12 protein-coding genes are annotated in these 14,138 nt (G+C 70.4%); 2 read left to right on the top strand and 10 right to left on the bottom strand.

The genetic code is table 11. The annotated features are described in order from the left end of the window. Positions 1–17: 17 nt before the first annotated feature. From K5L01_RS11510 to K5L01_RS11475, 8 genes are all read right to left on the bottom strand, one after another. Positions 18–1,241 (bottom strand): ABC transporter permease, encoded by a 1,224-nt coding sequence (locus tag K5L01_RS11510; RefSeq protein ID WP_250064649.1) that lies wholly within the window; start codon positions 1,239–1,241, stop codon positions 18–20. A gap of 115 nt (positions 1,242–1,356) precedes the next feature. Continuing rightward, positions 1,357–2,670, bottom strand: a complete 1,314-nt coding sequence (locus K5L01_RS11505) for an ABC transporter permease (protein WP_250064648.1) — start codon at positions 2,668–2,670, stop codon at positions 1,357–1,359. Between the two features lie 21 nt (positions 2,671–2,691). After that, positions 2,692–3,915, bottom strand: a complete 1,224-nt coding sequence (locus K5L01_RS11500; protein WP_250064647.1) for an ABC transporter permease — start codon at positions 3,913–3,915, stop codon at positions 2,692–2,694. Between the two features lie 91 nt (positions 3,916–4,006). Beyond that, positions 4,007–5,314 (bottom strand): ABC transporter permease, encoded by a 1,308-nt coding sequence (locus tag K5L01_RS11495; protein WP_250064646.1) that lies wholly within the window; start codon positions 5,312–5,314, stop codon positions 4,007–4,009. Between the two features lie 18 nt (positions 5,315–5,332). Further along, positions 5,333–6,550 (bottom strand): ABC transporter permease, encoded by a 1,218-nt coding sequence (locus tag K5L01_RS11490; RefSeq protein ID WP_250064970.1) that lies wholly within the window; start codon positions 6,548–6,550, stop codon positions 5,333–5,335. A gap of 8 nt (positions 6,551–6,558) precedes the next feature. Further along, the gene (locus K5L01_RS11485) at positions 6,559–7,881 is read right to left on the bottom strand and encodes an ABC transporter permease (RefSeq protein WP_250064968.1); all 1,323 of its coding nucleotides are present in this window, start codon (positions 7,879–7,881) and stop codon (positions 6,559–6,561) included. Between the two features lie 18 nt (positions 7,882–7,899). Then, on the bottom strand, positions 7,900–8,616 hold the full coding sequence (locus K5L01_RS11480; RefSeq protein ID WP_250064645.1) for an ABC transporter ATP-binding protein: 717 nt from the start codon (positions 8,614–8,616) through the stop codon (positions 7,900–7,902). Between the two features lie 46 nt (positions 8,617–8,662). After that, positions 8,663–9,931: an efflux RND transporter periplasmic adaptor subunit gene (locus K5L01_RS11475; protein WP_250064644.1), complete on the bottom strand. Its 1,269-nt coding sequence runs from the start codon at positions 9,929–9,931 to the stop codon at positions 8,663–8,665. A gap of 217 nt (positions 9,932–10,148) precedes the next feature. Here K5L01_RS11475 and glmS point away from each other — a divergent pair, with 217 nt between their 5' ends. Beyond that, positions 10,149–11,978: a glutamine--fructose-6-phosphate transaminase (isomerizing) gene (gene glmS, locus K5L01_RS11470; RefSeq protein ID WP_250064643.1), complete on the top strand. Its 1,830-nt coding sequence runs from the start codon at positions 10,149–10,151 to the stop codon at positions 11,976–11,978. Positions 11,979–12,094: 116 nt separating this feature from the next. On the opposite strand, the gene K5L01_RS11465 is transcribed toward glmS, so the two are convergent. Further along, complete coding sequence (locus K5L01_RS11465; RefSeq protein ID WP_250064642.1) at positions 12,095–13,024, bottom strand: S41 family peptidase; 930 nt, start codon at positions 13,022–13,024, stop codon at positions 12,095–12,097. Positions 13,025–13,082: 58 nt separating this feature from the next. Between K5L01_RS11465 and K5L01_RS11460 the strand changes: the two genes are divergently transcribed. Next, on the top strand, positions 13,083–13,604 hold the full coding sequence (locus K5L01_RS11460) for a MarR family winged helix-turn-helix transcriptional regulator (RefSeq protein WP_250064641.1): 522 nt from the start codon (positions 13,083–13,085) through the stop codon (positions 13,602–13,604). Here the strand turns inward: K5L01_RS11460 and K5L01_RS11455 are convergent. After that, on the bottom strand, positions 13,601–14,098 hold the full coding sequence (locus K5L01_RS11455) for an Lrp/AsnC family transcriptional regulator (protein ID WP_250064640.1): 498 nt from the start codon (positions 14,096–14,098) through the stop codon (positions 13,601–13,603). The two genes, K5L01_RS11460 and K5L01_RS11455, sit on opposite strands and share 4 nt — an antisense overlap. Between the last annotated feature and the right edge of the window lie 40 nt (positions 14,099–14,138).

Genomic DNA, 14,138 nt, shown 5'->3' with positions numbered 1-14,138 from the left:
GGAGGTCCTTGTGGATGTCAGGCACTGCGGGTGGCGACGGCAGGCGGAATCGAGGCGGCACGCCGGGCCGGGCCGAGCACCGCCAGCTGGCCCAGCAGCCACAGCACCGTGGCGGCGACCGGCAGGTAGGCCAGCGGCAGGCGCGGCAGTTCGTAGTGGCGCATCAGCAGCATGTTCAGGCCATAGGCCAGGAGCAACCCCAGGGCGATGCCGATGCTGCTGAGCAGGAAATTCTCGGCCTGGAAGGCGCGCAGGATGTGCGTGCGGGTGGCGCCCAGGGCACGGCGGATGCCGATCTGCCGGGTGCGCTGCTGCACCCAGAAACTGGACAGGCCGATGATGCCGAAGGCGGTGACCGCCAGCAGCGCGGTGCACACGGCGAGCAGCAGCCAGATCACCGAACGGTCGCGCCGATGGAAGTCGGCCCGCATCTGCGTCAGGGTGCCCTGCTCCTCGATGATCCGGTTGGGGTCTTCGTGGTTCAGTGCGGCGATGGCGGCCTGGAGCACGCGCTCGCGCTGTTCCGGCGTGGTGCGCAGCGCATAGCCGCCGTTGGAGACCCGGAGCGGGAAGATCATCGAGTCGTAGCGGTGGGCGAAGCCGCCCGCTTCCCCGGGCGCCATCAGGTCGCTGGTCACGCCGACGACCGTGGAGGGAGGCTGCTGTTCACCCCAGACATAGAGGGACTTGCCCAGCGCGCTCTGGCCGGGGAACAGCGTGTCGGCCAGGGAGCGGCCCAGCATGATGGCGGGAACGGTCCGGCCGACCCGGTTGGGGTCGAAGGTGCTGTGCTCCAGGTACTCGTCCGGAGTGAACGCGCGGCCTTCCACCACCCGCAGCCCGAAGGTCCGCAGCAGGTGCCCGTCGTCCATGTAGAGCGAGGCATTGGCGCTGGGCTGGACCTGGCTGGCCTCGAGACGGACGTCCGAGCCCCAGACGTTGCCGCCATAGGGAATCTGGTTGACGCTGCTCACCGCCGTCACCCCGGGCAGGGCGGAAAGCGCGCGGATGTCCTGCCGGCGCAGCGCGTCGCGGTTGACGTCGGGCAGCAGGCTGCTGCTGGACAGGTACACCAGTTCGTCGTCGGCGATGCCGCTTTGGACCCGCAGCTCGGCGATGCGGTTGCTGATGATGAACACCGCGTTGCAGATGATCGCGCAGCTCAGGGCGATTTCCAGCACGACCAGCAGGGCGGCGATCTTGTGCCGCCGCAGCATGTTGAGGATGGGCAGGATGTCCATGTTCACCGGTCCGGATGGGAAACGAGGCGGCGGGCGCGGCGCGCGGAGGCAAGGGCACGGCTGGCCGGGTGCGGGCCGGGTCCGGGGGCGCCTGTCCTGTCAGTCCTGGCGGTCATCACTGGCTCTTGAGCTGCAGGGCGGGGGCGACCTGCATCGCGCGCCATGCTGGCAGCAGGCCGGCCAGCAGGCTCACCGCCACCGCCAGTGCGAAGGTCAGCCACAGCGTGGTGCCGTCCATGTGCGCCAGCTTCGCGTAGTCATCCGGCTGTTGGCGGATCAGCCACAGGCCCAGGGCGGCGAAGCCCAGGCCGAGGAGGCCCCCGGCCAGCCCGATGACGCCGGCCTCGGTGAGGCACTGCTTGAAGATGTCCAGGCGCGAGGCGCCCAGCGAGCGGCGGATGCCGATCTCGCCGCCGCGGCGCAGGAACTTGGCCAGCAGCAGGCTCACCGTATTGATCAGGCAGGCCAGCAGGAAGCCGAATGCGAGCCACATCTGCAGGCGGACGTCGTTGGGCACGATGCGGTTGTAGTCCAGCCAGCCCATCACGTCGTCCAGGCGGACGTTGGTGGGCCGCTCGAAGCGGCCGCCGGCGCGCTGGGCATCGGAATAGGCGGCCAGGTACTCCAGGTAAGCGTCGGCTTTCCGCGGGGAGTCCAGCTCCACCCAGTACTGCAGCCAGGCACAGGGGGCATTGAGGGCGTGCCCGCCTTCCTCGCCCTTGCTGCCGCTGCCCCAGCAGTGCATGGACCCCTGGACGTCCAGCCGCAGCGCACGGGAGGTGGAGAAGGGCAGCAGCAGCTGTTCCTCGCCCCCGTAGCGCTGGTTGGTCAGGTCGTAGAACCGTGGTGTGGGCTTCCAGTCATCGAGCACGCCCACGACGCGGAACACGCCTTGCGGCAGCCGTATCTCCCTGCCGACCGCGGCCTCGGTGCCGTACAGGCGGCTCGCCAGCCGGCGGTCGATGACCGCCACCTGCGCGCGCGCCTCGTCGTCGGCCGCACTCCACGCGGTGCCGCTGCGCAGGGGCACGCCGAACATCGGGAAGAAGTCCGCCGAGGTATAGCGGGCGTTGACCCGGAAGGGCTGGCCGGCGCTGCCGTCCGGCAGCACGGTGAGCAGGCCGGCCGTCATCAGCGCCTGGCGGTCGGCGCGCTTCTGGCGCAGCAGCTCCTCGGCGTCATGGCGGGTCAGCTGGTTCAGCGGCTCCTTGTCCAGCGAGGCGTCCTTGCGCAGGGTGCGCGGCTCGATGCGCGGGTAGAACAGCCGTGCGCTCCGGTCCGGGATCGGGTCCCCGGCGAGCACGAAGTACAGGCCCAGCGTGGTCATCGTCGCGCCGATGCCGACCGCGATGGTCAACACCATCAATGCGGTCAGCACCGTGTTGCGGCGGAAGCTGCGCAGCGCCAGGTGCAGGTAGTAGCCGAGCATCCCGTTTCTCTCCGGAGCGGATCAGGTGCTGCGGGTGGCGACCGCCGGCGGGATCGCCGCCGCGCGCCTTGCCGGCCCGAACACGGCGAGCTGGCCGAGCAGCCACAGCACCAGCGCACCCACCGGCAGGTACGGCAGCGGCAGGCGCGGCAGCTCGTAGCGGCCCATCAGCCACTGGTTGAGCAGGTAGGCCAGCAGCATGCCGATGACGATGCCGATGCCCGCCAACAGGAAGTTCTCGGTCTGGAAGTAGCGCAGGATCTGGCCCCGCGTGGCGCCCAGTGCACGGCGGATGCCGATCTGCTTGGTGCGTTGCTGCACCCAGAAGCTGGCCAGGCCGACGATGCCCAGCGCGGTCACCAGCAGCAGCAGCCCGCTGACGATCAGCAGCAGCCCGATCATGTCGCGGTCGTTGGCGAAGTACTTGGCGCGGCCTTCCGTGTAGGTCAGCTTGCGCCAGACCAGGCGGTTGGGGTCGTTCTTGTCCAGCGTCGCCAGCGCCTGTTCCAGCACCTCGGCGCGGCGCGCCGGATCGGTGACCCGAATCAGGTAGCGGCCGCCGTTGGCGAAGTTCATGCGGATCGGGAACACCACCGAATGGGTGCGGTTGCTGCTCATCATGTTCGGACGCAGCAGGGTGTCGACCACACCGACGATGGTCAGCGGGATGTTGGCCATGTAGACGGTCTTGCCGATGGCGTCGCCGTCCGGGAACAGCTTGTCGGCCACAGCCTTGCTGACGATGATCGCCGAACGCAGCGAGGCCATCTCCTCGACCTTGCTCAGCACGTCGCTGCTGCGGTACTCGTCGGCGGCGAAGTCGCGGCCGGCGACCAGCGTCAGGCCCATGGCCGCCAGGGTGCCCTCGCTGACCATGTACTGGGCGGCGTTGAGCGTGGGCACCTCCTGTTCGGGGGAGAGCGCGAGCGAGGTGTTCCAGCTGCCGTTCTGGAACGGCAGCTGGTTGCTCACGACCACGCGCTCGACGCCGGCGATGGCGCGCAGCGCGGCCAGGTCCTCGGCGGTGCGGGCGTCGGCATCGGTCTGCTGGCCGATGCCGCTGAGCCCGATCTCGATCAGCCGGTCCTCGTCCAGGCCGCTGGCCAGGTTCAGGGTCTCCATGCGCTGGGTGACGATGAACAGCGCGTTGCAGATGATCGCGCAGCTCAGGGCGATCTCCAGCACGATCAGCGCCGCCGCGGTCCGGTGGCGCGCCAGGGTGGAGAGGATGGGGCGGATTTCCATGCGGGGCTCCGGAAGCGGAAAAAGAAGAGGAGGGAACGTGGACGGAGAGAGCCGGGCCGCGCCCACCTCCCCTCCTCCAGGCGGTGCCGGGCTACTGGCTCTTGAGCTGCAGCGCGGGGGCGACCTGCATCGCCCGCCAGGCCGGCAGCATGCCGGCCAGCAGGCTGGCAGCGACGGCCAGTACGAAGGTCAGCAGCAGCATCGAGCCGTCCAGGTGCGCCAGCGCGGCATACTCGGCCGGGCGCTGGCGGACCGCCCACAGTCCTCCCAGCGCCAGCAGCAGGCCGAGCAGGCCGCCGCCCAGGCCGATCGTGCCGGCCTCGACCAGGCATTGCCGGAAGATCTCGCCGCGGCTGGCGCCGAGCGCGCGGCGTACGCCGATCTCGCCGCTGCGGCGCAGGAACTTGGCCAGCAGCAGGCCGACGGTGTTGACCAGGCACACCAGCAGGAAGCCGAAGGCCAGCCACATCTGCAGGCGCACGTCGCCCGGCACCACTTCGGTGTAGTCCAGCCACTGCATGACGCTGCGCAGGCGGGTATTGGCCGGGCGCTCGAAGCGGCCCGCGGCCCGCTGCTGGTCGGAGTAGTTGTCCAGGTAGGCCTTGAACGCGGGCGCGTCGCCGGCCGCGTCCAGTTCCACCCAGTACTGGATCCAGGCGCAGGGGACATTCAGCGCGGTCGCGTCGTTGACGATCTCGCGGCCGAAGCAGTTCATGTTGCCGCTGCGGCCCAGCTCCAGGTCGCGCGAGGTGGAGAACGGCACGAACACCTCTTCCTGGCGGTCGTAGGAATTGCCCGCGAACGGATCGTAGAACAGCGGCTGCGGCTGCCACTCGTCGAGCACGCCGACGATGCGCAGGGGGTGGCCCTCGACCAGCACTTCGCGGCCGACGCTGTCGGCGCCATCGAACAGTTTCTCGTTGAGGTTGCGTCCGATCACCGCCACCCGGGCGCGGCCGTCGTCCTCGGTGCCGCTCCAGCCCCGGCCATACAGGAACGGGGTGTCGAACATGGGGAAGAAGTCCGCCGAGGTGTAGCGCATGCCGACGCTGAAGGGCTTGAGCGTGCCCACCCGCGGATCGACGATGCCGCCGCCGCCGGTCATCATCGCCTGCCGCGGCGCCTTCTTCTGCCGCAGCAGCTCCTCGGCATCGAAGCGGGTCAATTGCCAGTCCGGGTCCTCGCCGGGCTTGTAGCCCTCGCGGGTGTAGGGATCAAGCTGCACGTAGAACAGGCGTGCGCTCTTGTGCGGGATGGGGTCGCCGGAGAGCACCTTGAACACGGTCAGGGTGGTCATCGCCGCACCGATGCCCAGCGCGATGGCCAGCACCATCAGCGCGGTGAGCACCTTGTTGCGGCGGAAGCTGCGCAGCGCGAGTTTGAAGTAGTAGGCGAACATGCGGTTTCCTTGCGCGGCTCAGGCGCTGCGGGTGGCGACGATGGGCGGAACGGCGGCGGCGCGCATCGCCGGACCGATGACGGCGGCCTGGCCCAGCGCGAACAGGGCCAGCGCGCCGAAGGGCAGGTAGAGCAGCGGCAGCCGCGCGGTCTCGAAGTAGTGCATCAGCGCCTGGTTGCCGCCGTAGGCCAGCAGCATGCCGAGTACGATGCCGGCGCCGCTGAGCAGCAGGTTCTCGGTCTGGAAATAGCGCAGGACCTGGCGGCGCGTGGCGCCCAGCGCGCGGCGGATGCCGATCTGCTTGGTGCGCTGCTGCACCCAGAAGCTGGCCAGGCCGACGATGCCCAGCGCGGTCACCAGCAGCATCGCCAGGCAGACGCCCAGCAACAGCCGGGTCATGGCGCGGTCCTGCGTGAAGTAGCGCTGCCGCAGGTCGGCCAGGGTGCGGCTGTATTCATGGTCGAGGAGCGCCTCGGGGACCAGCGCCGGCGCCGCCGCCACCGCGGTGCGGAGGATGCCGGGCAGGTCGCGCGGGTCGGCGCGCACCACATAGGTGCCACTCTGCGCGTCGGTGGTGACCGGCACGATCACCGACCACTGCGTCGCGGCGGTTCCGCCCTCGTTGCGTCCCGGGTTGGGCACGGCGAAGTGGTCGACAATGCCGGCCACGCTGAAGTGCGAATCGGCCATCCAGAACGGCTTGCCGAGCGGATCCTCCCCGGGCCACAGGTGTTCGGCGAAGTCGCGGGTGATCCACACCTGCGCGTTGGCCGGCAGGAAATTGCCGATGGGCTGGTGGTCGGCGGCGGTGAACGCGCGTCCCCGCACCGGTGCCAGTGCCAGCGCCTGGAGCGCGCCCGGGTCGACCATGTAGAAGTGCGGCACGCCACCGAAGTGCTTGCCCTCCGGGTCCAGGGTGATGCCGGCCACGCCCGCGCGCTGCGCGAACGGCAGGCTGTTGACCACCCCGGCGGCCTGTACGCCGGGCTGCCGGCGCAGCAGCTCCAGCCAGCGGCCGTTGATGTCGGCCGCGTTGCAGCCGTCACAGTCCTTCAGTGTCAGCGTGGCCAGCGAGGCTTCGTCGACACCGCTGTCCAGCCCCACCAGGTCGATGCGCGCGGCGGCCATGAACAGCGCGTTGCACAGCACCGCGCAGGCCAGGGCGATCTCCAGGGTGATCAGCAGCGCCGAGACGCGGTGCCGCGTCAGGGTCGCCAGGATCGGCTTGATGTCCATGATCGGGCTCATAGCGACTTGATCTGCAGGGCGGGGTCGATCCGGCTCGCGCGCAGCGCGGGCAGCAGGCCGGCGGCCAGCGTGGCGGTCACGGCCAGGGCGAAGGTGAGGGTGAGCATCGGCAGGTCCAGGTGCACCATGTCGGCGTACTCCAGCGGTTGCTGGCGCACGTTCCACAGGCCCAGCAGGGTCAAGCCCAGGCCGGCCAGGCCACCGGCCAGGCCGATCAGCGCGGCCTCGACCAGGCATTGCATGAAGACCATCGCGCGGGTGGCGCCCAGTGCGCGCAGCACGCCGATCTCGCCGCTGCGGCGCAGGAACTTGGCCAGCAGCAGGCCGACGGTGTTGAACAGGCAGATGCCGAGGAAGGCCAGCGCCAGCCACGACTGCAGGCGCGCATCGCGCGGCACCGCGCCGTTGTAGTCCAGCCACTCCATCAGGCCGGGCAGGCGGACGTTGCCGGTCTGGCGGATGCGGCCCAGGGCATGCTGCTGCTGCACGTAGCCGTCCATGAAGCGGCGGTAGGCGGCCGCCTTGGCGCCGCTGTCCAGCTGTACCCACAGCTGCAGCCAGACGCACGGTGCGTTCTCCAGGTAGCCGGGGCGCTCGGGCAGGCCCCAGCAGGTGAACTGGCGGAAGTTGCCGGCGTTGATCTGCAGGCCGGTGAAGAACGGCACCATCACGTCTTCGGGCTTGGCGTAATAGGAGGCGGTGTCGCCCTGCGCGAAGCGGCCGCCGGCGACGGTGTAGAACTGCGGCGAGGGCCGCCACGGCGCCAGTACGCCGACGATGCGCACATCGCTGCCGCGGATGCGCAGCAGCCTGCCGGTGCTGTCCTGGCCGCCGTACAGGTGCTGGTTGAGGTCCCAGGAGATCACCGCCACCCGTGCCCGACGCTCGTCGTCCTCGGCCGTCCAGCCGCGGCCCCAGGCCAGCGGGACCTGGAACATGGGGAAGAAGTCGGCGGTGGTGGAGAGCATCGTGGCCATGCTGGCCGGGGTGCCGCTGTCCGGCGCCTGCAGCTTCACCGGGCTGTCCACCACCAGGGCCTGGCGGTCGGCCCTGGCGGCGCGCCACAGGTCCACGGCCGAGCCGTAGTCGAGCATGTCCGGCGGATTGCGGCGCGGCTCCGTGCCCGGCATCGCATCCAGCTGCGGGTAGTACAGCTGCTGGCTGCGGCCGGGCAGGGGATCGCCGGACAGCAGGTGGCGCACGGTCAGGGTGGTCATCGCCGCGCCGATGCCCATGGCGATGGACAGCACCATCAGCCCGGTCAGCACCGGCGTGCGCCGCAGGCTGCGCAGGCCCTGCCGCAGGTAGTAGGGAAGCAACGGCAACATGTCCGGTCCTCAGCCCTGGGCGGTCGTTCCGGTGTCGGCGTGGGCGAGCGTCGGCTCGCGCAGCAGGTCGGTGGCCTGGCCATCGACGATGTGCACGTTGCGCTGCGCGCGTGCGGCCAGTTCCGGATCGTGGGTCACCATGACGATGGTGGTGCCCTGGGAGTTGATCTCCTCCAGCAGTTCCATGACGCCGCGCGCCATCTGCGTGTCCAGGTTGCCGGTCGGTTCGTCGGCCAGCAGCAGGCGCGGGCTGCCGGCCAGGGCGCGGGCGATGGCGGCGCGCTGCTGCTGGCCGCCGGACAGCTCGGCCGGGTAATGCTTCATGCGCGAGCCCAGGCCGACGCTGCCCAGCGCCTTCTCGATGCGCTCGCGGCGCTCGGCGGCGGGCATGCCGCGGTAGCGCAGCGGCACGTCGACGTTGTCGAACAGGTTCAGGTCGGGAATCAGGTTGAAGCCCTGGAAGATGAAGCCGATCTTCTGGTTGCGCAGGCGCGACCGGGCGTCGTCGCCCAGGTGGCTGACGTCCTGGCCGTCGAGCAGGTACTGGCCGCTGGTGAAGGTCTCCAGCAGGCCGGCGATGTTGAGGAAGGTGGTCTTGCCCGAGCCGGACGGGCCGGTGACGGCGACGAACTCGCCTTCGCGCACGTGCAGGTCGAGCGAGCGCAAGGCGTGGGTTTCGACCTGTTCGGTGCGGAAGACCTTGGAGACGGAGTGCATCTGGAGCATGGGAAGTTCCTGCGCTGGAAAGGGAGGATGCGGAAACGGCGGGGGATCAGTTGATGGAAACGCGTTCGGCATCGCCGAACAGGTCGGTGCCGGAGACGACGACCTTCTCGCCCGGCTGCAGGCCGGAGACGATCTCGACCTCGCCCAGGCTGCTGACGCCGAACTGCACCGGGCGGCGGCTGGCGGTGCTGCCGGCGACCACCCAGGCATAGCGGCCGCCGGACTGCTCGACGAACGGGCCGCGCTCGACCTTGACCACGTCCTTGCGGGTGTCGAGCAGGATGCGCGCGCTCATGCGCTGGCTCTGGCGCAGGCCGGCCGGCTGCTTGTCGGAGAAGCGGATGCGGGCCACGACCTCGCCGTTGACCACCTCCGGCGACACCGCCGAGATCTCGCCGGGGAACGGCTGGCCGGAGCCGCTGGTGAGCTGGGACGGCATGCCGATGGCCAGGTCGCGGGCGAAGCTTTCCGGAACCTTGATCTCGACCTCGAAGCGCGACAGGTCCACCACGCCCAGCACCGGGGCGTTGGTGGCGACCTGGGTGTGCTGGGTCGCCTGCACCTGGCCGACCTGGCCGTCGAACGGCGCACGCAGGGTCAGCGCGTCGACCTGGCGCTGCACCTCGTCCACCACCGCCTGCTGGCGGTTGGCCAGCAGGCGCTTGTTGCGCGCGTCCAGGTCGGCGCCCTGGCTCTGCAGGGCAGCGTCGCTCTTGGCGTGCTGCAGGGTGATCTCGGCCTTCTTCAGGTCGTCCTGGGCCTTGGCCAGGTTGACCTGCGGCACCGCGCCGCCGTCGAAGCCGCGCTGGTAGCGCTCCAGGTCGCGCGCGGCGGCCTGGCGGTCGATCGCGGCCTGGTCGGTGACCTTGCTGGCGGTGGCGCGGGCCAGGGTGGCGTCCAGCGCGGCGCGGCCGGCCTCGGCCTCCAGGCCGGCCAGGGTGGCCTGCTCCTGGGCCAGCTTGCTGCGCAGCTCCGGGCTGTCGATGACCGCCAGCTCCTGGTCCTTCTTGACCACGTCGCCGGCTACCACCTTCAGGGTCACGGTGCCGGCGGAGATCGCGTACAGCACCGGGCTGTTGGCGGCGATCACGCGGCCGTCGGCGGCGATGTCGCGCACCAGGTCGCCGCGGCCGACGGTGGCGATCCGCAGCCGCGCGCTGTCGAACGAGCGGGCGCCGCCGAGCCAGCCCTTGGCGACGAAGCCGATGCCGGCCAGCAGCGCCAGCACGGCCACGGCCGGCCACAGCCAGCGGCGCCATGTCGGTCCCGGCTGCCGGGAGAGGGTCTGGTCCTGAGCGGAGGTGTCGCGGATCATCGTCGGTATCGCTGGCGGAGTTGGTATCGGTTAAGCAGGTCCCGTGCCAGGTTCCAAGTGCCTGAAACACAAGGCATCGCGGTCGAGCGCGCGGGTGTCCGGGTGTCCGCGGACACCGGCGCGGACACTGTCCGCGGGCGCCGTGTCCGCGATTTGTCCGCCGGTTGTCCGAAGGGGCTGACTTAGAATGTCCGCTCGTGAACCAGGCGGATGGACTATGTGCGGCATTGTGGGGGCGATCGCGGATCGCGACGTGGTACCGGTACTGATCGAGGGACTGAAGCGGCTGGAATACCGGGGCTACGACTCCTCCGGCATCGCGGTGCTCGACGGCGACGCGATCCGCCGCGTGCGCCGCACCGGCCGCGTGGCGGAGATGGAGGGCGCGGCCGCCACCGAAGGCTTCGCCGCGACCCTGGGCATCGGCCATACCCGCTGGGCCACCCACGGCGGCGTCACCGAATCCAACGCCCACCCGCATGTCAGCCACGGCGTGGCGCTGGTGCACAACGGCATCATCGAGAACCACGAGCAGCAGCGCGAGCGCCTGCTCGCGCTGGGTTATGAATTCGAATCGCAGACCGACACCGAGGTCATCGCGCACCTGATCCACTACCACCTGCAGGGCGGCGGCGATCTGCTGACCGCGCTGCAGCGCACGGTGAAGGAGCTGACCGGCGCCTATGCGCTGGCGGTGATCGGCCGCAGCGAGCCGCAGCGCATGGTGGTCGCGCGCATGGGCTGTCCGTTGCTGGTGGGCCTGGGCGAGGGCGAGAACTTCGTCGCTTCGGACGTCTCGGCGATCCTGCAGGCCACCCGCCGGGTGATGTTCCTGGAGGAGGGCGATACCGCCGAGCTGACCCGTGCCGGGGTACGCGTGTTCGCTGCCGACGATGCGCCGGTGGAGCGCGAGGTGCGTTTCTCCGACGTGTCGCTGGCCTCGCTGGAGCTCGGCCCCTACCGCCACTTCATGCAGAAGGAGATCCACGAGCAGCCGCGCGCGCTCGCCGACACCATCGAGGCGGCGATCGACGCCGGCGGCTTCCCGGCCGCGCTGTTCGGCGCCGATGCCGGCGCGGTACTCAAGGACATCGAGGGGGTGCAGATCCTCGCCTGCGGCACCAGCTACTACGCCGGCCTGACCGCGCGTTACTGGATCGAGGCCATCGCCGGCCTGCCGTGCAGCGTGGAGATCGCCAGCGAATACCGCTACCGCGCGGCCTGTGCCAACCCCAGGCACCTGATCGTCACCATTTCCCAGTCCGGCGAGACCCTGGACACCATGGAGGCGCTCAAGTACGCCAAAGCGCTGGGCCATGCGCACACGCTGTCGATCTGCAACGTGCCCGAGAGCGCCATCCCGCGGGCCAGCGAGCTGGTCTGCTACACCCGTGCCGGCGCCGAGATCGGCGTGGCGTCGACCAAGGCCTTCACCACCCAGCTGGCCGCGCTGTTCCAGCTCACCGTGGTGCTGGGCAAGCTGCACGGGCGCATCGATGCGGCCCTTGAGGCCGACTACCTGGAGCAGCTGCGCCACCTGCCGGGCAGCGTGCAGCACGTGCTCAACCTGGAACCGCAGATCGTGGCCTGGGCCGAGCGCTTCGCGGGCAAGTCCAACGCGCTGTTCCTCGGCCGCGGCCTGCATTACCCGATCGCGCTGGAAGGTGCGCTCAAGCTCAAGGAGATCTCCTACATCCATGCCGAGGCCTACCCGGCCGGCGAGCTCAAGCACGGACCGCTGGCGCTGGTGGACGCGGAGATGCCGGTGGTGGTGATCGCGCCCAACGACAGCCTGCTGGAGAAGGTGAAGTCCAACATGCAGGAGGTGCGCGCGCGCGGCGGCGAGCTGTTCGTGTTCGCCGACCAGGACAGCAATTTCAGCGCTTCCGACGGTGTGCACGTGATCCGCACCCCGCGCCACGCCGGGGTCCTCAGCCCGGTGCTGCATACCCTCCCGGTGCAGTTGCTGGCCTACCACACCGCGCTGGCGCGCGGCACCGACGTGGACAAGCCGCGCAACCTCGCCAAGAGCGTCACCGTGGAGTAGCCCGCGGCCGCCTGGCAGCGCACGGCATGCAGCAGGCGTGGTGTCGGGCGGTCCACCGCTCATCCCGGCGCACGGCGGCGGCCGTGGGGGCCGGCAGGAGCCGGGGCGGGCGGACGTCAGCTGTCGCCGGTATCCGCCTCCAGGGCGCGCTCGAGCAGCCGGCGGGCGACGTGGAGCGGGTCATCGCCGCCCTCGGCATCGGGCACCACGCCGTCCCGGTCCCAGTTGCCGCCGGTCCGCCGGTTGACGGGCCGGGCCTCGGGAATGAACACCTGGAAGTCGTGGGGCAGCGGCCTGGGGTCGCCGAGCAGGGTGGCGGCGCCGGCGCTGCGCGTGCCGACCACGGTTCCGCGGTGCTCGGCCTGCAGCGAATAGGCGACGAATTCCGCGGCCGACGCGGAGCGGCGGTCCAGCAGCACGGCGACGCGGCCGCGGTAGGCGGGCAATGCCGCGGCGGGCAGGGGATCGGGACGCCGCTGTGTGCGGGTCTGGATGTCCTGCACCGCCTGCACGCCGTCATCCAGCAGGGCGCGCACGAGCTGGTTCGCGGTGTCGGTGTCGCCACCGCCGTTGCGGCGCAGGTCGATCACCAGCGCCCGGGTATCCGTCAGCAGTTCCAGGGCATTGCGCAGCTTGGCGCCGGCCATGTCCCAGGGGTAGAAGGACGTCAGCCGCAGGTAGCCGACATTGCCTTCCAGCACCCGCACTTCGCGCACGCCCATGTTGCTGGGCCGGCCTGCGCTGCGCCAGGCCATCAGCCATTCGTCGTCGCCCGTGGGGGCATCCGGATCGGTGCGCTCCAGGTGGAAATGGCCGTCGTAGGCGTCCAGGTCCCGGTTCAGGCGCAGGGCGAAACCGGGCCAGTCGCCGCAGGCGTCGGCGTAGCGGCCATGGTCCTTCCATTCGCGCAGGCTGGCCGCGATGTCCCGTGCCTCGGGAGCGTCGACATAGTGCTGCTCGACGGCCTCGGCCATGTGCTGCAGGACGGTCTCCTGTGCCGGGCAGAGGCCGGCCAGCAGGGCCGCCAGGAAGGGGGCTGGGCTCATGGGATGTCCTCCGCGTCGGGGCTTGTCAATGTGTAAGCACTAACATATGGTCGGAACCATGACAATGGCGCACGCGACCCTGGGCACCCTGCTGCGGGCCCTCATCGAACAGCTGGATTCGGCGGTTGCCGGCGCCTACGCCGACGCCGGGCTGGACTACAAGCCCCGCTACACCCCCATCATCCGTGCACTGGCGAAGCGTGGGCCGATGCGCATGAAGGACATCGCGGTGGGGATCGGGGTCAGCCACTCGGCGGTCAGCCAGAGCATCGGCGCGCTGGTCCGCGGACAGTGGGTCGAACTGCGGCCCGGCGCCGACAGCCGCGAGCGCATCGTGCACCTGACGGCCACCGCCAGGGCGCGCCTGCCGCTGCTGCGGCGGCACTGGGCGGCCACCGCGATGGCCGCGGCCAGCCTCGACGACGACCTCGGGCTGTGCCTGGAGGAGGTGCTCCGCAATGCGCTGCAGGCCCTCCAGGCGCGGCCGTTCGAGGCGCGGATCCGCGAGGCGCGCACGCCCCGGAAGACCGCGCCGGCCCGGCCCGCCGCGGCCCGCCCGGGTGGACGCCGGCCCGGCTAGAGGCCGTGCGTGTCCGAGGACGTGGCCACCAGCGGATAGCCGCTGAACGGCTTGACCTCGTCCATCAGGAACTGCGAGACGATCTTCTCCACGCCGTAGTCGCCGCCGAGCAGGGCGCGGGCGATGTCCTTCCAGTGGTGCACGTCGTTGACGATCACCCGCAGCAGGTAGTCGTGGGCACCGGAGATGCGGCTGGCCTCCACCACCTCGGGCATGGCGAGGATGCGGCGGTCGAACTCGGTGAACTCCTCCAGCGCATGCTGCTTGAAGGTGACCTGGGCGAGCACCACCGTCGCCGAGCGGATGCGGTCCACCGCCACGTGCGCGTGGTAGCCGCGGATCAGGCCCTTGGCCTCCAGCGCCCGTACGCGCGCCAGGCAGGCGCTGGGCGAGAGCGCCACGCGTTCCCCCAGCGCCTGGTTGGTGATGCGCGCGTCCTGCTGCAGCACGTCCAGGATCTTCAGGTCGGTTCGGTCCAGTGCCTTGGCGGTCATGGGATTTCCGGCGCGGCGGCGGCCGCAGGTTGTTCGCTAT

Origin of the sequence: Stenotrophomonas mori, assembly GCF_023556335.1 — a bacterium.
GTDB lineage: Bacteria > Pseudomonadota > Gammaproteobacteria > Xanthomonadales > Xanthomonadaceae > Stenotrophomonas > Stenotrophomonas mori.
The sequence above is the reverse complement of the archived record's forward strand: the minus strand, read 5'-3'. Positions and strand labels throughout refer to the sequence as shown.

What these genes read in the sequence shown, in the direction of transcription:
- K5L01_RS11455 (WP_250064640.1), bottom strand. Translation starts at nt 14,098, where the DNA reads ATGACCGCCAAGGCACTGGACCGAACCGACCTGAAGATCCTGGACGTG.
- K5L01_RS11505 (WP_250064648.1), bottom strand. Translation starts at nt 2,670, where the DNA reads ATGCTCGGCTACTACCTGCACCTGGCGCTGCGCAGCTTCCGCCGCAAC.
- K5L01_RS11495 (WP_250064646.1), bottom strand. Translation starts at nt 5,314, where the DNA reads ATGTTCGCCTACTACTTCAAACTCGCGCTGCGCAGCTTCCGCCGCAAC.
- K5L01_RS11500 (WP_250064647.1), bottom strand. Translation starts at nt 3,915, where the DNA reads ATGGAAATCCGCCCCATCCTCTCCACCCTGGCGCGCCACCGGACCGCG.
- K5L01_RS11475 (WP_250064644.1), bottom strand. Translation starts at nt 9,931, where the DNA reads ATGATCCGCGACACCTCCGCTCAGGACCAGACCCTCTCCCGGCAGCCG.
- K5L01_RS11465 (WP_250064642.1), bottom strand. Translation starts at nt 13,024, where the DNA reads ATGAGCCCAGCCCCCTTCCTGGCGGCCCTGCTGGCCGGCCTCTGCCCG.
- K5L01_RS11510 (WP_250064649.1), bottom strand. Translation starts at nt 1,241, where the DNA reads ATGGACATCCTGCCCATCCTCAACATGCTGCGGCGGCACAAGATCGCC.
- K5L01_RS11490 (WP_250064970.1), bottom strand. Translation starts at nt 6,550, where the DNA reads ATGGACATCAAGCCGATCCTGGCGACCCTGACGCGGCACCGCGTCTCG.
- K5L01_RS11460 (WP_250064641.1), top strand. Translation starts at nt 13,083, where the DNA reads ATGACAATGGCGCACGCGACCCTGGGCACCCTGCTGCGGGCCCTCATC.
- glmS (WP_250064643.1), top strand. Translation starts at nt 10,149, where the DNA reads ATGTGCGGCATTGTGGGGGCGATCGCGGATCGCGACGTGGTACCGGTA.
- K5L01_RS11480 (WP_250064645.1), bottom strand. Translation starts at nt 8,616, where the DNA reads ATGCTCCAGATGCACTCCGTCTCCAAGGTCTTCCGCACCGAACAGGTC.